We start from the raw sequence: 24775 nt of genomic DNA on the forward strand, positions 1-24775 counted from the left end.
ACTCTGACATTGCCGTGATCCGCGCCCCGCACTAAACACGATGCCAATGAACACGCGCGGTTTTGCCGCGTGTAAAGCACTTGAACGAAACGGGAGACGCCAATGGCAGACGCAGCCATTCACGGCCACGAACATGATCACAAGGGGTTCTTCACCCGCTGGTTCATGTCCACCAACCACAAGGACATCGGTGTCCTTTACCTTTTCACCGCAGGCGTCGTGGGCCTGATCTCGGTCATGTTCACCGTCTATATGCGGATGGAACTGATGGAGCCGGGCGTGCAATACATGTGCACCGAGGGGATGCGCCTGTTCGCAGACGCCTCGCAGCCCTGCACGCCCAACGGCCATGTCTGGAACGTGACCGTCACCGCCCACGGCATCCTGATGATGTTCTTCGTGGTGATTCCCGCCCTGTTCGGCGGCTTTGGCAACTATTTCATGCCGCTGCAAATCGGTGCGCCGGACATGGCTTTCCCGCGCATGAACAACCTCAGCTACTGGATGTATGTCGCGGGCACCTCGCTGGCCGTGGCCTCGCTGTTCGCGCCGGGTGGCGACGGGCAGACCGGCGCGGGCGTGGGTTGGGTGCTTTACCCGCCGCTTTCGACCAGTGACCAAGGCTATTCGATGGACCTCGCGATCTTCGCGGTTCACCTGTCGGGCGCCTCGTCGATCCTCGGCGCGATCAACATGATCACCACCTTCCTGAACATGCGCGCGCCGGGCATGACGCTGCATAAGGTTCCGCTGTTCGGCTGGTCGATCTTTGTCACATCGTGGCTGATTCTGCTGGCGCTGCCGGTTCTGGCGGGTGCGATCACCATGCTGCTGACCGACCGCAACTTTGGCACCACCTTCTTCCAGCCCTCGGGCGGCGGTGACCCGATCCTGTATCAGCACATCCTGTGGTTCTTCGGCCACCCGGAAGTGTACATCATCGTCATCCCGGCCTTCGGTATCATTTCGCAGGTCATCTCGACCTTCTCGCGCAAGCCGATCTTCGGCTATCTGCCGATGGTCTATGCGATGGTCGCCATCGGTGTTCTGGGCTTCGTCGTCTGGGCGCACCATATGTACACCGTGGGGATGAGCCTGCATCAGCAGTCTTACTTCATGCTGGCCACCATGGTCATCGCGGTGCCGACCGGCATCAAGGTGTTCTCGTGGATCGCCACGATGTGGGGCGGCTCGATCAGCTTTGAAACCCCCATGTTGTGGGCCTTTGGCTTCCTATTCCTGTTCACCGTGGGCGGCGTGACCGGCATCGTGCTGAGCCAAGCTCCGGTCGACCGTGCCTATCACGACACCTATTACGTCGTGGCGCACTTCCACTATGTGATGAGCTTGGGCGCCGTGTTCGGCATCTTTGCCGGCATCTATTTCTGGATCGGCAAGATGTCGGGCCGCCAATACCCGGAATGGGCGGGCAAGGTTCACTTCTTTGCAATGTTCATCGGTGCAAACCTGACCTTCTTCCCGCAGCACTTCCTGGGCCGTCAGGGCATGCCGCGCCGCTATATCGACTACCCCGAGGCGTTTGCCTATTGGAACCACATTTCGTCGCTGGGGGCGTTCCTGTCCTTCGCCTCGTTCGTGTTCTTCATTGGCGTGGTGTTCTACACCCTGTTCTTCGGCAAGAAGATCACCGTGAACAACTATTGGAACGAACACGCCGACACCCTGGAATGGACCCTGCCTTGCCCGCCGCCCGAACACACGTTCGAGCAGCTTCCCAAGCCGTCCGACTGGGATCACGCCCACGGGCACTGAGACGGGAAAATGATAAAAGGCCCCGAGGGAAACCTCGGGGCCTTTTGCATTTCGGCTGAAAGATTCTCCTTCGCCACCCGTGCTATTTATCACCAACCGCAATCTTGTCGTATTGCACCCCGGAAACCACGTCACCATCCGGCCCCAGCAGGAACGAGGCCACCACAATGCCAAGCTGCGGCACATAGAACTGGCGATAGGTGCTGTCGTCGTTCGGCAGCACAAGCCGGTCATCAACCGCCCAGGCTTCATACCGGCACTTGCCCAACTTGACCGTCTCTGTCCCAAGAAAGGTCTTCGTGACATGCCCGCTGGCGAAAGGTTGCCCACCTGAAATGATTTGCACGTCAGACTGCCAGACTTTCAGCTTTGGCAGATCGTCCAGCCCATTCGTCGCCGTATCGTATTCAAAGGAATACCCGCCACTGGCCGATTTTTTCTCGCTCGGGGCAAGCGCGTGCCGGTAGGTCCAATGCACCTCCTCGGTCTCTGATCCTTTCTGCGTCGTTCGGTCTTCGGACAGACCGCCTGCCATCTTTCTGAAATGCGACGACAAAAGCGGGGCAGAGCGGGTCAGGACAATTCCCCCCTCGTCATCCATGGCCTGCGGACACTTCGCCCATCCGGCGGTTACCGCAAGGCCGGAAAGAGCGGCGACCGATGCGAAGGTTCCAAATCGCGTGAACATCTAAAGCTCCTTGAAAAGTCCCGCAGGACATATGGCCACCAAGATGAAAATGCCCCCCCCGCAATGGATGCAACCAGAGATCATCGAAGGCCGTTGACGGCGGAAGGCGGCTGCTTCACGAGTGGGTCCGATCCCATTCCAAGAACGCGGAGTGCCTGTTTGCCCTACCGCTGGCTTCCCTCCGAAAACACCCCTGAACGCCTGACCATCTGGCCCTATCGCTCGCTTCCCCGGCGGGGGTTCGTCTGGTTCATCGGCGGCACCGCCGCTCTGCTCGCTGTGCCTTTGTTGGCCGTTCTCGGCTCACCGATCCTATGGGCGCTGCTGCCGTTCTTGCTGGGCACCGTGGCGGCGATTTGGCTGGCGCTGGAGAAAAGCTACCGTGATGCCGAAATTACCGAGGTTCTGACCCTGACGAGGGACCAAGTCACCCTGATCCGCCTTGGCCCCAAGGGCAAACGGCAGGATTGGCAGGCCAATCCGCATTGGGTGCAGGTCGGCCTTTACCCCACGGGCGGCCCAGTGCCCGACTATCTGACCCTGCGTGGCAATGGCCGCGAGGTAGAGTTGGGTGCGTTCCTCACGCCCGAGGAACGCAAGGTGCTGGCGTCAGAGCTGCGCCAGCACCTTCGCGCCACGCGCAGCCCCGGCGGCTGAAACCTCAGCCCAGCCGCGCCTTGATCGCGGCACCCGCGGCGGCAAAATCCATCTGGCCGGTGTATTTCGCTTTCAACACCGCCATCACCTTGCCCATGTCGCGGATGCTGGTGGCCCCGGCTTCGGCCACGGCGGCCTCGATCACGCTGGCCACTTCTGCACCCGACAACTGGCGCGGCAGGAACTCCTCGATCACCTTGACCTCAGCCACCTCTTTGGCCGCCAGTTCCAGTCGCCCGCCCTCTTCATAGATGCGCGCCGATTCCTGGCGTTGCTTGACCATCTTGCCCAGCACCGCCAGCAGATCGGAGTCCGACACCTCTGCCATCCCCTCGCCGCGCGCGGCGATTTCGCGGTCCTTGATGGCGGCATTGATCAGCCGCAGGGCCGACAGGCGATCAGCCTGTTTGGCCTTCATAGCCTCTTTCAGCGCCGTTTGCAGACGTTCGCGCAGCGACATAGTGTTCCCCCAGATTGTCAGCCCCGACACCTTACCCCGACACGCCCGTCAGAGCAACCAACCGCCCATATCATAACCCGTTGATATAAAACAAATTTCCTTTTCCCTCAAAGCCTTGACCCTGCCGCCCCCAACCCGTAGTTTCCCGCCAATTTGCCCGCAGCTTCGGAGTCGCCCATGCCCACCCCTGACCAGAAGATGCCAACCGCCTGTCTTGCCCTTGCAGATGGCACCCTGTTTTACGGCCACGGCTTTGGCGCAGTGGGCGAAACGGTGGCCGAGCTGGTGTTCAACACCGCGATGACGGGCTATCAGGAAATCATGACCGACCCGTCCTATGCCGGTCAGGTCGTAACATTCACCTTCCCCCATGTCGGCAATACCGGCGTCACGGCCGAGGATGACGAGACGGCCACCCCCGCCGCCGCCGGCATGGTGGTGAAGTGGGACCCGACAGAGCCGTCAAACTGGCGCGCCACTGGCGAATTGACCGATTGGCTGACCAAGATTGGCCGCATCGGAATCGGTGGCATCGACACCCGCCGCCTGACCCGTGCGATCCGCCAGCAAGGCGCACCGCATGTGGCGCTGGCCCATGATCCGAATGGCAAGTTCGACATCGGCGCATTAGTGGCCAAGGCCCGCGCGTGGAAGGGGCTGGTCGGCCTTGATCTGGCCAAGGATGTGACCTGCGCCCAAAGCTATTCCTGGGATGAACAGCGTTGGGCCTGGCCCGAGGGGTATACCCGTCGCGAAGGGCCGGGGTTCAAGGTTGTCGCCATCGATTACGGTGCCAAGCGCAACATCCTGCGCTGCCTTGCGTCGGTCGGCTGCGAGGTTGTGGTGCTGCCCGCCTCTGCCACGGCGGAAGAGGTGCTGGCACACAATCCCGAAGGGGTCTTCCTGTCGAATGGCCCCGGCGATCCGGCGGCCACCGGCAGCTATGCCGTGCCGATGATTCAGGGGGTTCTGGGGGCGGACCTGCCGCTGTTCGGCATCTGCCTTGGTCATCAGATGCTGGCGCTGGCGCTGGGTGCCACGACGGTCAAGATGAACCACGGCCATCATGGCGCGAACCATCCGGTCAAGGATCTGACCACTGGCAAGGTCGAGATTACCTCGATGAACCACGGCTTTACGGTGGACAGCCAGACCCTGCCCAATGGCGTTTCCGAAACCCACGTTTCGCTGTTTGACGGGTCGAACTGCGGCATCGCGGTGGATGGCAAGCCGATCTTCTCGGTGCAATACCACCCAGAGGCCAGCCCCGGCCCGCAAGACAGTTTTTACCTCTTCGAACGCTTTGCCGAAGCGATGAAAGCCCGCCGCGCCGCCTGAGGCTAGACTCAGATTAGGGTTAACCCCTTCTTAACCAGTTCGCCCCGAAGGTGAGCGAACTGGACGGAGGGGAAATGACCGTCATACCGCTGCACCTGCCTGGCAAATCGCCCAAGTCTGACCAGCCCGACCATTCGGCGGAGCTGCCTGCTGGCTTGACTGTGGCAACGGTGGACTTGCTGCGCAACCGGCAGGTGCCGGCCCACGCGGTGCTGTCCGCCCTGCGGCGGGGCGCGCGGGGCGATCTGGCCATCTCGCAGTCGCTGACCGAGCGGACAAGGGCCGACACGCCAAGCGATGCGCGGATGCTGCGCGATCTTGCCGGGCGTCAGGGGCTGGGGGCGCTGACGCCCGCGCATGGCCCGCCCGACCCGGCGCTGATCGATACCTTTGGCGCGACCGCATGCCTGACCGAAGGCCTGATGCCCTGGCGCAGGGTGGCTGGCCTTACCATCATCGCCACCCCCTCTGCCGAGGCTTTTGCCCGCCTGCGCCCTCGGCTGACCGCCCTGTTCGGCCCTGTCTTGCCCGCGTTTTGCCCCGATGATGAGCTGCGCGCGGCCGTTTTGCGCCAGCGCGGTGCGGCGCTGATCCGGGCGGCAGAAACAGCGGTTCCGGCCGCACTCAGTTGCCGCAGCTATGATCCCGCCCGCATGGCGCGCCGACTTGGCCTTGGGGGGCTGGCGCTGATGCCGGTGCTGCTGTGGCACCCGGTCTGGCTGCTGGCGGTGTTCACGCTGTTGGCGATCACCGCCATGGCGGGCTTTATGGGCCTGCGTCTGGCAGCCTGGCTGGCCTTGCGCAAACCAGAACCCGACCTGCCGCAGATTACCATTGCCCGCCTGCCCGTCGTCTCTGTCATCTTGGCGCTTTATGGCGAGAACGACATTGCGTCACGGCTGATCAAGCGTTTGAAGGCGCTGGATTATCCGCCAGACCTGCTTGATGTGATCCTTGCCGTCGAAGACGACGATCACGCGACCCGCGCCGCCCTTGCCCGCACCGAACTGCCATTGTGGATTCGCGTCATCCGGGTGCCTGCGGGAACCGTGCGCACCAAGCCCCGCGCGCTGAACTACGCGCTGGATCATTGTCGTGGCAGCTTTGTCGGCATCTATGACGCCGAGGATGCCCCCGCCCCCGACCAGATCCGCCGTATGGTCGCGCACTTTCATGCGCGCGGGTCTGATGTGGTCTGCCTTCAGGGCATTCTGGATTACTACAACCCCAACCAGAACTGGCTGTCGCGGTGTTTCACCATCGAATATGCCGCCTGGTTCCGGCTGCTGCTGCCCGGCATCGCTCGACTGGGCCTTGTGGTTCCATTGGGCGGCACCACGCTGTTCTTCCGCCGCGCGGCGCTAGAGGAACTGGGCCGCTGGGATGCCCATAACGTTACCGAGGATTGCGATCTTGGCATCCGCATCGCCCGCCGGGGCTGGCGCACCGAGGTCGTGCAGACCACGACCTATGAAGAGGCAAACTGCCACGCGCGCGCATGGGTCAAACAGCGATCACGCTGGATCAAGGGCTTTATGATGACCTGGCTGACCCATATGCGAAACCCACTCCGCCTATGGCAAGAGCTTGGGCCAAAACGATTTCTTGGCGTGCAACTTCTGGTCTTCGGTTCGGTGTGCCACGCGCTTCTGGCGCCGTTGCTCTGGTCATTCTGGGTCAGCTTTTTCGGCATTCCCCACCCCTTGGCGCTGGCCATGGGGCCGCAGGTGTTCCGGTTGCTGGGCGCGGCTTTTGTAATTTCGGAACTACTTGGCATGGCATTCGGGATGGCAGGGTTGCTGCTGGCGCGACAAAAGATCAACCCGCTGTGGCTGTTGACCATGGCCCCCTACAACGCACTGGCCACGCTGGCCGCATGGAAGGCCGCCTATGAGATGATCTTGCGCCCCTTCTGGTGGGACAAGACGCGCCATGGCCTGTCGGATGACAGCCCTTGACCGTAGAGCCCGCCTAGCGCGTGCGCAATTCCCCGGCATCGACCCGCAGCCGCGTTTCAAATGCCTTGGAAATATGAGATTTCAGCGCATGATAGGCCGCATCGCCATCATGCGCCGCAATCGCCCGCACGATCTGCTCATGTTCATCCAGCGCCACCTCATCCCGCCCCTCGGCAGCAAAGGTGGTCGAGGCCATCAGCGCCATCGACCGATGCACAAGGTCAAGCTGCTGGACAAGGAACCGATTGTGGCTGGCCAGGTGGATCAGCCGGTGAAACCGCTTGTTCGCCCGGCTCAGCGCCCGTGGGTCGCCGCCGATCAGCTTGCGGTCCTCGGCCACCATGCCTTGCAGGACGCGCACTTCCTCATCCGTCGCGTGCCGCGCCGCCAGACGGGCCGCCAGCCCCTCCAGCTCGGTCCGCACGGTATAAAGCTCGGCCAGTTGGTTATGGTCCAGCGATGCGACGATCAGGCTGCGCCCGTCACGCGTCAGCATCCCTTGGGTTTCCAGCCGCTGCAACGCCTCGCGCACAGGGGTGCGCGACACGCCCAGCCGTTCGGCCATTTCCGATTCCACCAACCGGTCGCCGGGCTTGTAATCGCCGCGTTCGATCGCTTCCAGAATCAGGCTATAGGCGTCTTTCTGCACGGGTGGTCCTCCTTGGGGCGGCGAGACTAGCCGCTTTTCGCCCCCATGCAATGGCGCGATTGCGCGCGGGCTTGCGAAAAGCTAGGGAAAGCCATGGTCAAAGTCGCCTTCAACCACGTCACCACTTGGGTCTTTGATCTGGATAACACGCTTTATCCGCCGCGCTATCGCCTGTTCGACCAGATCGAGGTGAAGATGACGGGCTGGGTGATGCAAGCCCTTGGCGTTGACCGAGCAGAGGCAGACCGCCTGCGCCAGCATTACTGGACCCACTATGGCACCACCCTTGCGGGCCTGATGCGCGAACATGCCATCGACCCCGGCCCTTACCTGAACGAAGTCCACGACATAGATTTTTCCGCCCTGCCGCGCGACCCCGATCTTGCCGCAGGTATTGCTGCCCTGCCCGGTCGTCGCATCGTCTATACCAACGCCTGCGAACCCTATGCCCGTCGTGTGCTGGAGGCTCGGGGGCTTTCGGGTCTGTTCGATGCGGTCTACGGCGTTGAACATGCGGGCTTTCTCCCCAAGCCCGAGCGTGAGGCGTTCGAGACGATCTTTGCCATCGACGGCGTGAACCCCACCCGCGCCGCGATGTTCGAGGATGACCCGCGCAATCTTGCCGCCCCCCATGCCATGGGCATGCGCACCGTTTACGTTGCGCCACAGCCGCTGGTGGCGGACCACATCCATCACCATACCGATGACCTCGCGGCCTTTTTGTCGCAGCTTATCTAGCCGCCTGCGACAGCCCGTCCCATAGCAGACGGTCGGCGCCGGGCGCATCTGTGGCCTGTGAACAGGAGTCCCAGATGTCAGTTTCCGAATCCCTCCCCGCCCCCGGCCTTCTTTCCCGCCTTCCCCTCGTCGGCCCGGTTGCACGCGCCGTCAATCAGGACATCAACCTGATCTTCTACCTCCTCGTCATCGCACTGACTGTGCTGGTTCTGGCGGTGAAAATCTGGGGCATCGTCGCGCTGACCATGACCGCGCTGGCGCTGGTGCCTTGTATGTTCGCCTTTTTCATCGCGGTTACCTGGCCCTAAGCCCTGGCCTTAACGGCCACCCTGCGCTGCTTTGTCCCTTCGCTTTCTGCCACCAAAGCCCTAGTTTAGCGGCAATATGGAGGCTGTCATGCAACGGACCCAAACCGATATTCTGGTCTCTGGTGGCGGCGTCGCCGGCCTGACGGCGGCGGCAGCCTTTGGGGCTGCGGGGTTCAGCGTGATCTGCACCGACCCTGCTCCCCCTGTGACCGACCGCGATGCCGATGGGGCCGACCTGCGCACCACCGCCTTCCTGCACCCCTCGATCCCCGTGCTGGAGGAGGCGGGCCTCTGGGCGCGACTGGAACCCAATGCGGCCCCCTTGCAGATCATGCGCATCATCGATGCCGGTGGCCCGGTGTCAGAGCCGCGCCTGACGAAAGATTTCGACGCCGCCGATATTTCGGACCGCCCTTTTGGCTGGAACCTGCCCAACTGGCTTTTGCGCCGCGAAATGGTGGCGCGGTTGGCCGAATTGCCGAATGTCACCTTCCTGCCCGGGGTGGCGACTGCCCGCGTCATCACCCGCCAAACCGAGGCGTTGGCCACCCTGTCCGACGGCAGCCAGGTGTCGGCCCGCCTGATCGTGGCCGCCGATGGCCGCAACTCCACCGTGCGGCAAGCGGCAGGCATTCCGGTCAAAACCATCCGCTACGGGCAAAAAGCGCTGGCCTTTGCCACCACCCATCCCGTTCCCCATGGCAATATCTCGACCGAGATTCACCGCTCCGGCGGCCCCTTCACCCTTGTCCCCCTGCCCGACCGCGACGGCCTGCCCTCCTCTGCCGTGGTCTGGATGGAACGCGGGCCAGAGGTTGAACGCCTGTCTGCCCTGCCCGTCGCCGAATTCGAGGCCGAGATGAACAACCGCTCCTGCGGTATCCTTGGGCCGCTGACACTGGTTTCGCGCCGCTCTGTCTGGCCGATCATCAGCCAATATGCCACCCGCATGTCGGCCCAGCGCATCGCCCTGATCGCCGAGGCCGCGCATGTCGTGCCACCCATAGGCGCGCAGGGGCTGAACATGAGCCTTGCCGACCTCAAGGCCCTTCTGGCCCTTGCCACTGCGCACCCCGAAAACTTGGGCGACACCAAGATGCTCGATGCCTACCACCGCGCCCGGCATCTGGAGGTGATGGCCCGCGTAACCGGAATCGACCTGCTGAACCGCACCTCAATGCTGTCAGCCCAGCCGCTGCGCGACCTGCGGGCGGGCGCGCTCAACGCGTTCTACTCGCTGTCCCCAGTCAGAAAAACCCTGATGCGTGCAGGGCTTGGCACCCGCTGACCAACCGCGCCTCCCTCCCCCTGACAGGGGGAGGACTGTGTAGGGGTTACAAAACCGCCTCTACTCCGCGCCGCAACCGCGCCACCGTGGCTTCCACATCCGCCAGCTTGTCCAGCCCGAACAGCCCCAGACGGAAGGTGCGGAACCCCTCGCCCTCACCCACCTGCAACGGCACGCCCGCCGCAATCTGCATTCCCAGCGCGCGGAACTTCGCGCCGCTCTGCACCTCGGCGTCGTCGGTATAACTGACCACCACCCCCGGTGCCTGAAAACCGGGGGCCGCGACCGAGGTCACACCGCGCCCCTCCAGCAAGGCCCGCACCGCGCGGCCCAGCGCCCACTGCGCATCCTTGGCGGCGGCAAAGCCCATGGCCTTGGTTTCCAGCATCGCATCGCGCAGGCCCAGAATCGCATCGGTCGGCATCGTGGCGTGATAGGCATGCCCGCCGCCCTCATAGGCCGCCATGATCGCCCGCCACTTCGACAGATCCAGCGCAAAACTGGATGATTTCGTCGCCGCCAGCCGCTCCTCGCCCCGCGGCCCCAGCACGACGATCCCGGCAGAGGGGGACGCCGACCACCCCTTTTGCGGGGCCGAAATCAGCACATCCACGCCCAGTGCGGCCATATCCACCCAGATGCAGCCCGAAGCGATGCAGTCCAGCACAAAGACCGCGCCCACCTCCTGCGCCGCCGCCGCGACCTGCGCGATATAGTCATCCGGCAGGATGATCCCGGAGGAGGTTTCCACATGCGGCGCAAACACCGCCTCGGGCTTCACCTCGCGGATCTTGGCCACCACTTCTTCAACCGGCGGCGGCGCAAAGGGCGCGCCCGCCGCATTGCCGGGCCGCCGCGCCATCACGACATGGGTTTCCTGCGCCACGCCCGTCGCCTCGAAAATCTGCGTCCAGCGATAGCTGAACCAGCCGTTCCGGATGATCAGCACCCGCCCCTGCCCGAACTGGCGCGCGCAGGCCTCCATCGCATAGGTGCCGCCACCGGGCACCAGCGCCGTGGCCGTGCCGCCATAAACCTCTTTCAGCAGCGCCGAGACATCGCGCATCACGCCCTGAAACCGCGCCGACATATGGTTCAGGCTGCGGTCGGTGAAGACCACCGAAAACTCTTCCAGCCCCTCGGGGTCGATATGATCATGCGGCAGTTTCATCGCGGGCCTCCGTTGCTCAGCACCAGCCTAGCGCCCTGCGCGCCAGCCCACCAGCCATTCCCCTTCTGCAAATATCCTCGGGGGGTCCGGGGGGCGAAGCGCCCCCGGCCTTAGCCAAGGGGCCCCGGCCTGCGTTCTTCGGTCAGCAGCACATTGGCTTCCACGTTCCCCACGCCGGGCAGCGTCATTACCCGCCGCCGCAGCACCCGCTCAAAATCCGCAATGTCGCGGGCGACCACGCGCAGGCGGTAGTCGAACAAGCCGATCACCTGCTGCACCACCTGCACCTCGGGAATGGCCGTCACCGCGCGTTCAAAATCCTCCAGTGAAACCCTGCCCTTGGTCGCCAGCTTCACCCCCAGAAACACCGTCACGCCAAAGCCCAAGGCGGCGCGGTCCACATCGGGGCGGCGGCCCGCAAACACCCCCGCCTCCTCAAGCCGCCGCACCCTGCGCCATGCTGCGGGTTGCGACAGGCCAAAGCGGCGGCCCAGTTCCCCCGCCGACAGCGTGCCATCCAGCGCGAGCGCCCGCAGCATCGCGCGGTCGGTGTCATCAAGGTCGATCACAGCGGAAGCGCCTCGGTTTCCTTGATGGTGGACACCAGCATCAGCGCCTCGATGTCCGAGATATGCGGCAGCGTCAGAATGCGGGCGCGGTAGATTTCCTGCCAATGCGCCATGTCGCGGGCGATCACGTTCAGCCGCACATCGACCCGGCCAAGGAAGGTCTCGATCCCCACCACCTCGGGCACCTCGCGCGCCTGATCCAGAAATTCATCAAAGGCGCGCGGGTTGGTCTTGTCCAGCGTAAAGCGCAAGGACACCTCGACCTCATACCCCAGCCTACGCCAGTCGATCACCGCGCGTTCCGCCCGGATCACCCCACCTTCGCGCAACCGCTCCAACCGCCGCCACAGGGTTGCGGTGGTCACGCCCGCACGGCTTGCCAGATCGGCGCGCGGCAGGTCCGGCTCTGCCAGCCAGTGGCGCAGGATGCGGCGGTCGGTGTCGTCGGGTTGCATTAAAAATTCACATACTGCGGATTATACGCATGATAGCTCTCACATCAGCGACATTTCGTCAAACAATGCACGGGTCACCGCGCCAAAATCCCTATTCTGCCGCCATCATATGCAAAAAGGAGACCGCCATGCGCGTCTATTATGATCGCGATTGCGATGTGAACCTGATCAAGGACAAAAAGGTCGCCATCCTCGGCTATGGCAGCCAAGGCCACGCCCATGCGCTGAACCTGCGCGATTCGGGCGCGAAGAACCTTGTCGTCGCGCTGCGCGAAGGCTCGCCTTCCGCGAAAAAGGCCGAAGGCGAGGGCCTGAAGGTCATGGGCATCGCCGAGGCTGCCGCCTGGGCCGACCTGATCATGTTCACCATGCCCGACGAACTTCAGGCCGACACCTACAAGAAATACGTCCATGACAACCTGCGTGAAGGTGCCGCAATTGCCTTCGCCCACGGCCTGAACGTGCATTTCGGCCTGATCGAGCCGAAAAAGGGCGTCGATGTCATCATGATGGCGCCGAAGGGCCCCGGCCACACCGTGCGCGGCGAATACACCAAAGGCGGCGGCGTGCCCTGCCTGGTGGCCGTTCATCAGGATGCGACCGGCAAGGCGATGGAAATCGGCCTGTCCTATTGCTCGGGCATCGGTGGCGGTCGTTCGGGCATCATCGAAACCAACTTCCGTCAGGAATGCGAAACCGACCTGTTCGGCGAGCAGGCCGTTCTGTGCGGTGGTCTGGTCGAGCTGATCCGCATGGGCTTTGAAACCCTGGTCGAGGCCGGGTATGAGCCGGAAATGGCCTATTTCGAATGCCTGCACGAAGTGAAACTGATCGTCGACCTGATCTATGAAGGCGGCATCGCCAACATGGATTACTCGATCTCGAACACCGCAGAATACGGCCAGTATGTTTCCGGCCCGCGCATCCTGCCCTATGACGAGACCAAGGCCCGGATGAAGGCGGTTCTGTCCGACATCCAGTCCGGCAAGTTCGTGCGGGATTTCATGCTGGAAAACGCCGTTGGCCAGCCGACGATCAAGGCCTCGCGCCGGTCGAACGACGAACATCAGATCGAACTGGTCGGCAAAAAACTGCGCGACATGATGCCATGGATTTCCAAGGGCAAGATGGTCGATAAGGCCCGCAACTGAGCAACGGGCGGCGCGCGCAAGGCACGCGCCCCTGCGCAAGATCAAAGGCCGGGGGGAAACCCTCGGCCTTTTTCATGCCCTCCTGACAAGCAGGCGGATGCCCTGCTATCATCAGGCTGTGTTCTTCGTCGCGGAGGCCCGCATGACCAAACACACAGCCGGCTGCCTGTGTGGCGATATTCGCCTTGTCGTCACGGGTCCGCCTTATCGTGTTGGCCTGTGCCACTGTCTGGATTGCCGCAAGAACCATGGAGCGCTGTTTCATGGCTCTGCCATCTTCCCGGCTGCTGCGGTAGCGGTCAGCGGCACAACCCAGGCCTATGACGGGCGGCATTTCTGCCCGCGCTGCGGCTCGCCTGTCTTTGGTGTTTTCGACGATGAGATTGGCGTCAACCTTGGTGCGTTCGACGCCCCCGACCAGTTCAAGCCGACCTACGAGCTGTGGACCATCCGGCGCGAAGGCTGGTTGCCCCCCTTTGCGGGCCTGCGTCCGTACACGCGCAACCGGACAAGCCCCGGTCGCCAGGAAGACTAACCGCAAGGCGACGCTGCAGTCGCCACCTTGCGCCAAAGAGCGGGGGGTTTGCACCCCCCGCAGAGTATTTGGAAAGGTGCAAATGGCAGGTCAGACAGCCGCCTGAACCGCCGCCACGATCTCGTCCACCACCTGAACCAGCAGGCCCTCATCCTCGCACTCCGCCATCACGCGGATCAAAGGCTCGGTGCCCGATTTACGGATCAGGATGCGACCCTTGCCCTGAATACGCGCCTCGTTCGCGGCAATCGTGGCCTGAACGCTGGCGGCGTCCAGCGGCTTGGCACCTGCGGCAAAGCGCACGTTCTTCAGCATCTGCGGCACGGTTTCAAACTGGCGCACCAGCGTGCTGGCCGCCTGCCCGGTGCGCGCCATTTCGGCCAGGAAATGCAGACCCGCCAGCAGCCCGTCGCCGGTGGTGGCATAATCGGTCATCACGATGTGGCCCGACTGCTCGCCCCCCAGGTTCCAGCCGTTTTTACGCATCGCCTCAACCACATAGCGGTCGCCTACCCCGGTCCGCTGCAAGCGGAGACCGCGCGATTGCAAGAACCGCTCCAACCCCAGGTTCGACATCACGGTGGCCACAAGGGTGCCACCGTTCAGCCGCCCCTCTTCGGCCCAGCGGCCCGCCAGCAGCGCCATGATCTGGTCGCCATCGGCCACCCGGCCGGTTTCATCCAGAATGGCCACCCGGTCGGCGTCACCATCCAGACTGATGCCGACATGCGCGCCATGGGTCACCACCGCCTCGGCGGCGGTTTCGGGATGGGTCGAGCCGCAGCGGTCGTTGATATTGGTTCCATTGGGCGAAACCCCGACCGGGATCACCTCGGCCCCCAGTTCCCACAACACCTGCGGCGCGGCCTTGTAGGCGGCACCATTGGCGCAATCGATCACCACCTTCAGCCCGTCCAGCCGCAGCCCGCCGGGAAAGGTGGTCTTGACGAATTCCTGATAGCGGCCAACGGCATCGTCGATCCGCTTGGCGCGACCAATCTGTTCGGCGGGGGCAAGGGGAATTTCGCCCTCCAGCATCGCCTCAATCTCCATCTCGGCCTCATCCGACAGCTTGAAGCCGTCGGGGCCGAAGAACTTGATCCCGTTGTCCTGATGCGGGTTGTGGCTGGCCGAAATCATCACCCCCAGATCGGCCCGCATGCTGCGCGTCAGAAACCCCACCGCCGGCGTCGGCACAGGGCCCAGCAGCAGCACATTCATCCCCGTGCTGGTCAACCCCGCCGTCAGCGCGTTTTCCAGCATGTAACCGGACAGCCGCGTATCCTTGCCGATCACCACCCGATGCGTTCCACCCCCGTCGCGGCGGAAATAGCGGCCAACGGCGGCTCCCAGCTTCATCGCCAGTTCGGCGGTCATCGGATGGGTGTTGGCCCGGCCCCGCACGCCATCGGTGCCAAACAGCTTGCGGCTCATCGCGCGCCTCCTTCGGTTACGGCCCGCCACAGTGACAAAGCCTGCCGCGTCTCGGCCACATCATGCACCCGGATCATCTGCACCCCCTGTGCCACGCCCGCCAGCGCCACCGCCAGAGAACCCGGCATCCGCCGCGCCGCCTCAGCCTCGGCCCCGATGGTGCCGATAAACCGCTTGCGGCTTGCCCCCAGAAGAACCGGCACGCCCAGCCCGTGAAACAGGCTCAGGCGGTTCAGCAGCGCAAGGTTATGGGCCAAGGTCTTGCCAAAGCCGATGCCGGGGTCCACCGCGATCCTGTCGCGCGCAATGCCCGCCGCCTCGGCCTCGGCCACGCGAGCGGCCAACGCGTCATACACATCCAGCAGCACGTCATCGTAATAGGGGTCATCCTGCATCGTCTCGGGCGTGGCGATCGAGTGCATCAGGATCACCGGCGCACCCAGTTCCGCCGCCATCCGGCCCATGGCAGGATCAAACTGCAAGGCCGTCACATCGTTCAGAATGCTCGCCCCGGCGCCAAAGGCCGCCTGCGCCACCGCCGCCTTGCGCGTATCGATCGAGATCGGCAGCCCCAGCCCGCCCTCGCGCAGCGCGGCAATCACCGGGGCGGTGCGGGCAACCTCTTCAGCCACCGCAACCTCAACCGCGCCGGGCCGGGTGCTTTCTCCGCCAATGTCGACAATATCCGCCCCCGCCGCCATCTGGCGCGCCTGCATCACCGCCGCCTCGGGGCGCAAAAACTGCCCGCCATCCGAAAAGCTGTCGGGTGTCACGTTCAGAATGCCCATGATCCGCGGAACGTCCATGGACAATCCCCCGAAATCGGACCGCGCCGCGGTCAGCGGGGCCAGTTGCTCTGCCGACAGATCCGACGCCACCACGATCCGCGGCGGCTGCCCGCGCTCCAGCACCTCAATCCGATCGAACCAGCACCAGCCACCCGCCAGTTGCGCGGCCCCCACGGGCCGGGCCGGATCGGTCATCGCTATCGGTCGCAGATACTGGCCCAAGCTCAACCCCATCATCTGTTCATAAATATCCTGCGGGGGGTCCGGGGGGCGCAAAGCCCCCCGGCCTGTCCGCAAATTCCACGAATGGGAGTATGCGCGCACTCCCCCACGGGCAAGGGCAAAGGCTCAGGCCCGCTCCACCGGCACGCGGCTTCCTGCCGGCAATGCAACAGGGCCGTGAACAATCAGCCGCTCAGCCGCCATCACCTCGGCCAGCCACAGCGCCAGCGCCACGGCATCACGGGCATGGGGGCCATCGACCGCATCCAGCACCATCTTCGACGGCGCCCAGACCATCATCTGCCCCCGCTTGACCGCCCAGTCGATCTCGGTCCGTGTCGCCATCACCACGCAGCGCGGGTCGCGCGCGGCCAGGGTCCAGGCGTTCTGTTCAATCGCAAGCATGTCCACGCGGCGCTGGGTCGGGCGGTGGCCGGTTTCCGGGCGCGGCAGATCGGGCAGGCCCACAGTCAAAATGACCGGCAGGCCGCGCGCCTGCAACGCATCCAGCCGCTTGCCCAGATCGGGCGAGACGATTGCGGCATTGTCCAGAAACACCACCAACGGATGCACGGCAGCTTCGGCTCCGTCATGGCCCACCACCTTCACCGCCGCCTCGGCCCGGCTGCGCACGATCTCGACGCCCAGCTTGTAGGGGCCGACATCCAGCTTTTCGATCCGCACGAAGACGCGCATCGCCTGCGGCTCGGCCAGAATGCGCTCTGCCACCCGCTCGGCCAAGGTTTCCAGCAGGTTCAGCCGTTCCGCCGCCAGCTCGTCGGCAATCGCCTCGGTGATCCGGTCATAAGACAGGATACGGTCGACATCGTCATTCAGGGGTTGCGGCGCCGGCCGCACCTCGACCACCACGTTGAACAGCAGGCGTTGGGTGTGGCCACGCTCTTTCTGAAAGGCCCCGATATCAGCCTCGACCAGATGGTCGCGCAGGGAAATCCGGTCGCGCGGGTCGGCCCCGGCAGAGGCCTGGCTGCGTTCCTCGGGATGGGCAAAGGCAAGGCGGATGTCGCTGGTCATAGGGCCCTCCGGGGCCGATAGGTCGCGCCACAGATTGGCCCCGTACTGATAGGCCCCGTGCGCGCACCTGCCTTGCCCGAAGGCGGCATCCTGATCAAGCCCCGCGACCAGAGGTCTTCGCTGATCTCAGCGCATCTTGTAAAAGATGTGCGATCCGATCAGCGTCGTCTGCGGGAACTGGCGCGACCAGCCGGGCATTACGCCACGGGTGTGAAAATGCGTGGCCCCCATGGTCAACCCACGCGGCGCACCATCCAGCATCACCCGCGCGATGCGGCCCGCCAGCTCGATCGGCATGGGCTCTCGCATTGCATCGCTGATCCCGTCGCAGACATAGCTGAAGGCGCAGCCACCACCGCCACGCTGGGCCACAACGCCACAAACGCTTTTCGGAAAGGCCGGGGCATCGACCCGGTTCAGGATCACTTCGGCCACGGCGAACTGGCCGCGAATGCTTTCGCCCCGCGCCTCGAAATAGATCGCCTTGCGCAAGCAATCCCACTGCGCGTCGCCCTGCGGCTCTGGCAGGCCCATCAACCAGTCGGCGGAATAGCCGATCAGCACCGGATCGCCCGGCTTGGCCTTGGTGTCAGCCTTGGGTTTTGCTACAAGCGGGCCGGTTGCCAAAGCGTTCAGTTTGGCGGCAGGCAAAGCCGCGACAGTCTGATGCTCTGCCCCCATCAGGGCGGCGAATTGCTGGCCGATCTCGATCGTCGGATCGTTGGATTGGCTCACCGTCACGTCGGCGAAGGCCGCTCCCGTCAGGCCCGTCAGCGCCATCAGCGCGAAGGCCCAAATCGTTTGCAAGCGCATGTCTCGTTGTCCCGGTTCCGTTTCCATTGGCCTCGCGGACAGAACGCCGCGCGACGGGGGCCGGGGTTAAAGGGTCAGATGTGGCGCTGTCTACCGCTGCGGCCAAAATGCCACGAAATTGCCGCAATCCTCGGCGGATATCCGCCGAAAATCTTGATGTATCACTTTAGGAAATAGAACCAAGATCAAGATTTTGTTGCAATTTTCCACTCAGGCACCTGATCGGCCAAAGCCAAGTGCGCTGCCGCCAGCCGGGCCAAAGGCACCCGGAACGGGCTGCAAGAGACGTAATCGAATCGCTGACTGCGGCAGAAGGCGATGGATTCCGGGTTACCGCCGTGTTCACCACAGATGGACAATGTCAGGTCGCCGCGCGTCGCCCGCCCGCGTTCTGCACCGATGTGCAAAAGCTCTCCGACCCCGTCGACATCCAGAATATGGAACGGGTCTTCTGGGAAAACGCCCTGGCTCACATAGGTGCCCATGAACCGTCCGGCATCGTCACGCGACAGGCCATAGGTCATCTGCGTTAGGTCATTGGTGCCGAACGACAGAAAAGCCGCGTGCTGGGCAATCTCGCCCGCACGCAAGGCGGCGCGCGGCGTTTCCACCATGACACCCAGCTTGTAATCGAAGTTCACGCCCGACTTCACCCGCACCCCGGCGGCCACGGCATCGACATGGGTCTTGACCAGTTCCACCTCGCGCCGGGCGCTTACCAGCGGGATCATGATTTCCGGCACCACCGGCGCGCCCATCCGGGCGACCTCGACCGTCGCTTCAAAGATCGCCTGCGCCTGCATGGCATAGATTTCCGGCAAGACCACGCCCAGCCGCACCCCGCGCATCCCCAGCATCGGGTTGAACTCGGTCAGCGCCTCGGCCCGGCGGATCACGTCGGACAGGGGTTTGTCCAGCGCCTCGGCCAATTCGCGCATCCCCTCGCGGTCATGCGGCAGGAATTCATGAAGCGGCGGATCGAACAGGCGGATGCAGACCGGCAGGCCGGCCATGATCTGAAACAACTGTACAAAATCGGCGCGCTGCATCGGCAACAACCGCGCCAGCGCCGCCGCGCGGTCTTTCGAGGTGTCGGCAAAGATCATCTCGCGCATCACCACAAGGCGGTCTTCGTCAAAGAACATATGCTCGGTCCGGCACAGCCCGATCCCTTCGGCCAGAAACTGGCGGGCGGTGGCGGCGTCGGCGGGGGTGTCGGCGTTGGCGCGGATGCCGATGTCGCGCACCTGATCGGCCCACCCCAGAAGCTTGCGGAAACTGTCGTCCAGTGCGGGCGGCAGCAGCATCGCCTCGCCCGCGAGCACCTCTCCCTTCGTGCCATCCAGGGTGATGGTGTCGCCCTCGCGGAACACCCGGCCATCTGCCGCCGTCAGCTTGCGGTCTTTCAGGTCCAATCGCAGACCAGAGGCCCCGACGACGCACGGCACCCCAAGGCCCCGCGCAATTACCGCCGCATGGCTGGTCACACCGCCCCGTTCGGTCAGAACAGCGGCGGCAGAGTGCATGCCGCGAATATCCTCGGGCGCAGTTTCGCGCCGCACCAGAATGCAAGGCTCACCCCGCGCGGCACTGGCCTGTGCTGCATCAGAGGTGAAGACGATCTTGCCCACGGCCGCGCCGGGGCTGGCCGCGATGCCCTGACCAAACACGTCGCGCGTGCCGCGCGGATCAACCTGCTTGTGCAACAGTTCCGACAGGGCGCGCGGCTCGACCCGCAGCACCGCCTCATTCTGGCTGATCACCCCATCCTCGGCCAATGCCACCGCAATGCGCAACCCCGCGCGGGACGAGCGTTGCACCCTAATCGCATCGATCACAGCCAAATGGCCGTCTTCGATGGTGAATTCGATCTGCATTTCTTCGCGCAGGCGCACGCGGCAATCGGCCCCGTGCCGGACCAATGCGGCAAAGACCTCTGGCGCAAGATCCTCCAGCGAGGGGCCGCGCGGATCGCGGGTGAGGTACAGCGACTGCGCTTCGGTCAGTGCGGCACGGCCCTGACTTTGGCCCAGATAGCGCCCGGTGACTTGCGGCAAGCCGGTGACGCCATCAACAAACTGGATGACGCCCGCGCCCGAAATGCCCTGCCCGATGCCCTGCGCCATGGCCTGAACCACAAGGCCCAGCGCCGCCTCGGCGGGAGCACCCTTGGCTTGGCGCAACAGGCGGGCCGAGGTGCCCTCCCACGCGCGGGCCATTGATCGCAGCACCTCTGACAATTGGCGCGCGGGGTCTTCGGGGAACGGCTCCTCCATCTCGCGTTCGTATTGCCGCAGCGCTTCCTTCAGCGCGGCAGCCGAGGGCTTGCCGATTTCGAACATATCGGGGTCAAGTCGCGCCACATGGGTCGAGTAAGATTGCACAAAGCGCATATAGATGGTGTCGGCCGCCTCTTGCCCGTGACGGGCGGCAAGGGCGGCGTGGCGGGCGGCGTTCATGCCGACATTCAGGATGGTGCCCGGCCCGCCCCAATCGGGGTTTTCCGGGCTGGGCCGGATCGAGATCAGCGGCGCCTCGCCGAAATGGGCCAGAATGGCGCGGCTGTCGAACGGGTGGCCTGCGGCGATGGTGCGCACGGTTTGCGCGGGCAGGGCCACGGTGGTCGGCACCGGCATCTCCAGCCGGACCAGCCGTTGCAGGCATTTCGCCCGCCAGCCATGCAGCGCCGGACGGATCTCTGCCGTGGGCGAAACAACCGTGAACTCGGGAATGGGAGAGATTTTCTGCACCGCAGCACCTTTTTGTTGGCGGCAGGATATACCTGCCCCCGCGTGGTGCAAGGGGAAAGGCCGGGGGCGCCGCCCCCCGCGACCACGGGGAGCAATTGGAGAACGCCGGGGGCGCTGCCCCCGGACCCCCGGAGTATTTTTGCCAAGAGGAAGGGGGGGTTAGCCTTCCACCTTGGTCAGGTCGGCCACGCCAGAGCAGATCGCGCGGATGCGGTGCAGCAGGTTCAGGCGGTTGCGGCGGGTGATCGGGTTGTCGGCGTTGACTTGTACGGATGTAAAGAAGCCGTCGATCGGCGCGCGCAGGGCGGCCATCGCGGCCATGGCCGCGGGGAAATCCTCGCGCGACATGGCGGGGGTGATGGTGGCCTCGGCCGTGTCGAGGGCGGTGAAGAGGGCGCGTTCTTCGTCGGTTTCGGCGAATTTCGGGTCCGCGCCAAAGGAGTATTCGACGCCATCCTTTGCCTCGGCCTGAGACAAGATGGTATTGGCCCGCTTGAAGCCTTGCAGCAGGTTGGGGCCGTCTTCGGTTTTCAGGAAGGCCGCCAGCGCCTCGGCCCGTTTGACGAGGAGGGTGAGGTCGTCATTGCCCGGCATGGCCAGGCAGGCGTCGATGATGTCGTGGCGGATGCCTTGGTCTTTGAGGAAGACTTTCAGGCGGTCGTGGAAGAAGGTGAGGAGGTCCTTCGACAGTCCTACTGTCCTTGGAAGCGGCTGCTCATCGTATGAAGTATAGATCGAAGTTTGCGCTGTGCTATCCGTTCCTGAAACACTGACAGAGCTAGAAACGGCACGGAATATATCCACGCTGTCTGCTATCGCCCGCAATTCGCCAGCGTTAAACGATGTACTTACAATGCCTTCGTCCGAATACTTTTCGTGAGCAGTCCTTCTAACAATCACATCGCCATTCTCAAATTCATCTCCCACATAGCCGAGGAGCATTTTTTGGCTAAAGCTGAACAAGAGCCCGATGTAGGAGCTTGCCGCAAGATCAAGCAGCCCCGTCCGCACCCCATTCCCCAGCACCAGCCGGAAAACCCCCAGCGCGGCCCGGCGTAGCGCAAACGGATCCTTGCTCCCCGTGGGCTTCTCATCAATCGCCCAGAACCCGGTCAGCGTGTCGATCTTGTCGGCCAGCGCGACGGCGACCGAGACCGGCTCGGTTGGCACGGCGTCGCTGGGGCCCAGGGGGGAATAGTGGTCGCGGGCGGCGTTGGCGATGGCGTCAGGCTCGCCGGATTCCAGCGCGTAATAGCGGCCCATGGTGCCTTGCAGTTCGGGGAATTCCCCCACCATGGCAGAGCGCAGGTCGGCCTTGGCGATGCGGGCGGCCTTTTCGGCCTGATCCGCGTCAGCCCCGACCAGCGGCGCGATTTCGCGGGCCAGCGCCGCGATCCGGGCGATGCGGTCGGCCTGACTGCCGAGCTTGTTGTGGAAGGTCACCAATTTCAGGCCATCCAGCCATTCGCCCATGCCGGCCTTGGCCACCCGCAGGTCGTTTTCCCAAAAGAAGCGGGCGTCCGACAGGCGGGCGGTCAGCACCTTCTGGTTGCCTTTCAGGATCGTCGCGCCATGGTCGGTGGTTTCGGTATTGGCCACGGTCACAAAGCCCTCAATCCGGCCCGTCTTGGGGTTTTTGACCGAGAAGAACTTTTGATGCTCCTTCATCGAGGTTTGCAGAACCTCGGGCGGCAGGTGCAGGAAGGCGTCGGCGATCCGGCCCAGCAGCGGCACCGGCCATTCGACAAGGCCCGCCACTTCGGTCAGCAGGCCCTTGTCCTCAACCAGTTCCAACCCGGCGGCGAAGGCGAGGTTTTGCGCGCCCTGCCAAATTGCGGCCTCCCGCTCGGCACTGTCCAGCACGACATGGGCGCGTTTCAGTTTCAGGGCGTAGTCGTCAAAGGAACTGACCGGGAAGCGGCCCTTGGACAGAAAGCGGTGGCCTTCGGTGGTGTTGCTGGCGGTGATGCCTTCGACCGTCAGCGGAACGACATGGGCACCCGTTTCATCGGACAAGAGGCAGATGATGGAATGCAGCGGGCGCACCCAGCGCAGGGTGCCGTTGCCCCAGCGCATCGATTTGGGCCAGGGGAAGGTGCGGATCGTGGTGTCCAGCACCTCGGCGATGATCGCGGGGGCGGCGCGACCGGGCTTTTCGAGGACGGCGAAGAACACCTCGCCCTTCTTGTCGGCGCGGCGTTCCAACTGGTCTAGCGTGAGGCCGGTCGAGCGCAAAAAGCCCTCGATTGCGGCGGCGGGGGCGGTGGTGTTGGGGCCTTTACGCTCTTCGCGAACGGGTTTTGATTCCGCCGTCAGCCCCTCAATCGCCAGCGTCAGACGGCGCGGCGTGGAAAACGCGCCCGCGCTGGCATAGGTCAGCCCGGCCTCTACCAGACCGTTCGTCACCAGCGACCGCAGATCGTCGCGGGCCTTTCCTTGCATCCGGGCGGGGATTTCTTCCGAGAAGAGTTCGATCAGAAGGTCGGCCATGTCACTCACCTGCGTCGGGCGAAATCTGATGCCAGGCAAAGGCCCGGCCATCAGGGAAAACCGCGACGACGCGGTCAATTTCGGGGGCGATGTTCGATTGCGACAGGAAGGCCAGCGCCTGACCTTTTTCCAGCGCCTCGCCAATCTCGGTCGCGTTGAAGCAACTGAACCATGTGGGGCCGTTCAGCGGCACCGCCTTGGGGTAGGCCACATAGGTTTCGGTCAGCATCGCCTGATCCATCGAGGTGTGGAAACAGGCGCGGAACCGCAGGGGCGAGCTGTCGGCGTCGATCCCGGTCACATGGTCGGCGATGATCGGCTCGGGTTGCTGGCCCTCGATCGTGGTCAGCATGATTTCCGCGCCGGGCTTGAAGCTGGCTTCGGTGTAATAAGCGTATTCCTGCAACCAATACATGGCGGCACCAGCCAGCAAAGCGATCACAACTATACCCCCCGCAAGGAATTTGCCCCAAGTCATGCGCCCGTTCATGCGTCCATTCCGGCTTCGGTCTGCCGGAAGGCATCGGCGCATTTCTTGGCCAGGGCGCGTACCCTGCCGATATAGGCCTGCCGTTCGGTGACCGAGATCACCCCCCGCGCGTCAAGCAGGTTGAACAGATGGCTGGCCTTGATCGTCTGGTCATAGGCCGGGTGGGCCATGATGATGCGCTTGCCGGTTTTCGGATCATCCGCCGGGAAGTCGAGCAGTCGCTGGCATTCCGCCTCGGCATCCTTGAAATGCTGAAACAGCATCTCGGTGGTAGCCCCGTCAAAGTTGTGGCGGCTGTATTCTTCCTCGGTCTGGCGGAAGATGTCGCCATAGGTCAGGGCGATGGGGCTGTCAGGGTCGTTGAACGGCATGTCCATGACGTGATCGACGCCCAGCACATACATCGCCAGACGCTCCAGCCCATAGGTCAGCTCTCCCGAAACTGGACGGCAATCATGCCCGCCGACCTGCTGGAAATAGGTGAACTGCGACACTTCCATCCCGTCGCACCAGACCTCCCACCCCAGACCCCAGGCGCCGAGGGTGGGCGATTCCCAGTCATCCTCGACAAAGCGGATGTCATGCAGCGCGGGGTCGAGGCCGATTTCAGCCAGCGATCCCAGATAGAGGGCCTGCAAATCCGGCGGCGAGGGTTTGATGATCACCTGATATTGATAATAGTGCTGCAGGCGGTTGGGGTTCTCGCCATAGCGCCCGTCGGTCGGGCGGCGCGAGGGTTGCACATAGGCCGCCGCCCAGGGTTTTGTGCCCAAGGAACGCAGGGTTGTGGCCGGGTGAAAGGTGCCTGCGCCCACTTCCATGTCATAGGGCTGCAAGACCGCGCAGCCCTTTGTGGCCCAGTAATTCTGAAGCCGCAGGATGATTTCCTGAAACGAGCGGGGCGCTTTGCGGGTTTCGGCCATGACTGCCTCTTGAAATGCTGCCCCTCCATAGGCAAGAGGCGGTAAAGGGTCAATGCGGGGCTTGTTTCGCAGGGGCCACCGAATTTGGGGCA

General features: G+C 63.8%; 23 protein-coding genes. 9 read left to right on the forward strand and 14 right to left on the reverse strand.

Annotated features, from left to right (window positions below):
* Positions 1 to 102 precede the first annotated feature (102 nt).
* On the forward strand, positions 103 to 1773 hold the full coding sequence (gene ctaD, locus JI744_RS11185; RefSeq protein WP_202660797.1) for a cytochrome c oxidase subunit I: 1671 nt from the start codon (positions 103 to 105) through the stop codon (positions 1771 to 1773).
* 82 nt (positions 1774 to 1855) lie between these two features.
* Here the strand turns inward: ctaD and JI744_RS11190 are convergent, their stop codons facing one another.
* Complete coding sequence (locus JI744_RS11190) at positions 1856 to 2461, reverse strand: hypothetical protein (RefSeq protein WP_202660799.1); 606 nt, start codon at positions 2459 to 2461, stop codon at positions 1856 to 1858.
* Between the two features lie 159 nt (positions 2462 to 2620).
* Here JI744_RS11190 and JI744_RS11195 point away from each other — a divergent pair, with 159 nt between their 5' ends.
* Positions 2621 to 3118, forward strand: a complete 498-nt coding sequence (locus tag JI744_RS11195; protein WP_236019393.1) for a DUF2244 domain-containing protein — start codon at positions 2621 to 2623, stop codon at positions 3116 to 3118.
* A gap of 4 nt (positions 3119 to 3122) precedes the next feature.
* Here JI744_RS11195 and JI744_RS11200 read toward each other — a convergent pair whose 3' ends face one another.
* Positions 3123 to 3578, reverse strand: a complete 456-nt coding sequence (locus tag JI744_RS11200; protein WP_202660804.1) for a GatB/YqeY domain-containing protein — start codon at positions 3576 to 3578, stop codon at positions 3123 to 3125.
* A gap of 177 nt (positions 3579 to 3755) precedes the next feature.
* On the opposite strand from JI744_RS11200, the gene carA reads away from it, so the two are divergent.
* Positions 3756 to 4916 (forward strand): glutamine-hydrolyzing carbamoyl-phosphate synthase small subunit, encoded by a 1161-nt coding sequence (gene carA / locus JI744_RS11205; protein WP_202660814.1) that lies wholly within the window; start codon positions 3756 to 3758, stop codon positions 4914 to 4916.
* A 74-nt stretch (positions 4917 to 4990) separates the two neighbouring features.
* Positions 4991 to 6874, forward strand: coding sequence for a glycosyltransferase (locus JI744_RS11210; protein WP_202660823.1), 1884 nt, complete (start codon positions 4991 to 4993; stop codon positions 6872 to 6874).
* A gap of 13 nt (positions 6875 to 6887) precedes the next feature.
* Here JI744_RS11210 and JI744_RS11215 read toward each other — a convergent pair whose 3' ends face one another.
* Positions 6888 to 7523 carry a GntR family transcriptional regulator gene (locus JI744_RS11215; protein WP_202660843.1) on the reverse strand — a complete coding sequence of 212 codons (636 nt, stop codon included), beginning with the start codon at positions 7521 to 7523 and terminating at the stop codon, positions 6888 to 6890.
* A 93-nt stretch (positions 7524 to 7616) separates the two neighbouring features.
* On the opposite strand from JI744_RS11215, the gene JI744_RS11220 reads away from it, so the two are divergent.
* The 3 genes from JI744_RS11220 (at position 7617) to JI744_RS11230 (ending at position 9857) form a co-directional block, all read left to right on the forward strand.
* On the forward strand, positions 7617 to 8261 hold the full coding sequence (locus JI744_RS11220) for a pyrimidine 5'-nucleotidase (RefSeq protein ID WP_202660845.1): 645 nt from the start codon (positions 7617 to 7619) through the stop codon (positions 8259 to 8261).
* Between the two features lie 74 nt (positions 8262 to 8335).
* Positions 8336 to 8569, forward strand: coding sequence for a hypothetical protein (locus JI744_RS11225; RefSeq protein ID WP_202660847.1), 234 nt, complete (start codon positions 8336 to 8338; stop codon positions 8567 to 8569).
* A gap of 88 nt (positions 8570 to 8657) precedes the next feature.
* Positions 8658 to 9857: a UbiH/UbiF family hydroxylase gene (locus tag JI744_RS11230; RefSeq protein ID WP_202660849.1), complete on the forward strand. Its 1200-nt coding sequence runs from the start codon at positions 8658 to 8660 to the stop codon at positions 9855 to 9857.
* 46 nt (positions 9858 to 9903) lie between these two features.
* Here JI744_RS11230 and JI744_RS11235 read toward each other — a convergent pair whose 3' ends face one another.
* From JI744_RS11235 to JI744_RS11245, 3 genes are all read right to left on the reverse strand, one after another.
* Positions 9904 to 11028, reverse strand: a complete 1125-nt coding sequence (locus JI744_RS11235; protein WP_202660857.1) for an aminotransferase class V-fold PLP-dependent enzyme — start codon at positions 11026 to 11028, stop codon at positions 9904 to 9906.
* A 110-nt stretch (positions 11029 to 11138) separates the two neighbouring features.
* On the reverse strand, positions 11139 to 11597 hold the full coding sequence (locus tag JI744_RS11240) for an Lrp/AsnC family transcriptional regulator (RefSeq protein ID WP_202660859.1): 459 nt from the start codon (positions 11595 to 11597) through the stop codon (positions 11139 to 11141).
* On the reverse strand, positions 11594 to 12052 hold the full coding sequence (locus tag JI744_RS11245) for an Lrp/AsnC family transcriptional regulator (RefSeq protein WP_202660861.1): 459 nt from the start codon (positions 12050 to 12052) through the stop codon (positions 11594 to 11596). The genes JI744_RS11240 and JI744_RS11245 overlap by 4 nt, the downstream gene beginning before the upstream one ends.
* Before the next feature lie 128 nt (positions 12053 to 12180).
* On the opposite strand from JI744_RS11245, the gene ilvC reads away from it, so the two are divergent.
* Together ilvC and JI744_RS11255 are read left to right on the forward strand one after the other, a co-directional pair.
* Complete coding sequence (ilvC, locus tag JI744_RS11250) at positions 12181 to 13203, forward strand: ketol-acid reductoisomerase (protein WP_202660863.1); 1023 nt, start codon at positions 12181 to 12183, stop codon at positions 13201 to 13203.
* Positions 13204 to 13345: 142 nt separating this feature from the next.
* Positions 13346 to 13738, forward strand: a complete 393-nt coding sequence (locus JI744_RS11255; protein ID WP_202660865.1) for a GFA family protein — start codon at positions 13346 to 13348, stop codon at positions 13736 to 13738.
* A 90-nt stretch (positions 13739 to 13828) separates the two neighbouring features.
* Here JI744_RS11255 and glmM read toward each other — a convergent pair whose 3' ends face one another.
* The 8 genes from glmM to JI744_RS11295 form a co-directional block, all read right to left on the reverse strand.
* A complete protein-coding gene (gene glmM, locus JI744_RS11260; protein ID WP_202660866.1) occupies positions 13829 to 15172 on the reverse strand; it encodes a phosphoglucosamine mutase in 1344 nt (447 codons plus the stop codon).
* Positions 15169 to 16197, reverse strand: coding sequence for a dihydropteroate synthase (gene folP / locus JI744_RS11265; RefSeq protein WP_236019395.1), 1029 nt, complete (start codon positions 16195 to 16197; stop codon positions 15169 to 15171). The genes glmM and folP overlap by 4 nt, the downstream gene beginning before the upstream one ends.
* Positions 16198 to 16308: 111 nt before the next feature.
* The gene (locus tag JI744_RS11270; RefSeq protein WP_202660868.1) at positions 16309 to 17217 is read right to left on the reverse strand and encodes a dihydroneopterin aldolase; all 909 of its coding nucleotides are present in this window, start codon (positions 17215 to 17217) and stop codon (positions 16309 to 16311) included.
* A gap of 126 nt (positions 17218 to 17343) precedes the next feature.
* Positions 17344 to 18030 (reverse strand): cell wall hydrolase, encoded by a 687-nt coding sequence (locus JI744_RS11275; protein WP_202660870.1) that lies wholly within the window; start codon positions 18028 to 18030, stop codon positions 17344 to 17346.
* A gap of 185 nt (positions 18031 to 18215) precedes the next feature.
* Entirely contained in the window at positions 18216 to 20780 is a 2565-nt protein-coding gene (locus JI744_RS11280; protein WP_202660872.1) for a putative PEP-binding protein, read from the reverse strand.
* A gap of 159 nt (positions 20781 to 20939) precedes the next feature.
* Complete coding sequence (gene glyS / locus JI744_RS11285; protein ID WP_202660874.1) at positions 20940 to 23270, reverse strand: glycine--tRNA ligase subunit beta; 2331 nt, start codon at positions 23268 to 23270, stop codon at positions 20940 to 20942.
* Position 23271: 1 nt separating this feature from the next.
* Positions 23272 to 23760, reverse strand: a complete 489-nt coding sequence (locus JI744_RS11290; protein ID WP_236019397.1) for a DUF6446 family protein — start codon at positions 23758 to 23760, stop codon at positions 23272 to 23274.
* Complete coding sequence (locus JI744_RS11295; RefSeq protein WP_202660876.1) at positions 23757 to 24683, reverse strand: glycine--tRNA ligase subunit alpha; 927 nt, start codon at positions 24681 to 24683, stop codon at positions 23757 to 23759. Before JI744_RS11295 ends, JI744_RS11290 begins: the two co-directional genes overlap by 4 nt.
* Positions 24684 to 24775: the final 92 nt, after the last annotated feature.

Origin of the sequence: Fuscibacter oryzae (genome assembly GCF_016765795.1) — a bacterium.
In the GTDB taxonomy this organism is placed as follows: domain Bacteria; phylum Pseudomonadota; class Alphaproteobacteria; order Rhodobacterales; family Rhodobacteraceae; genus Fuscibacter; species Fuscibacter oryzae.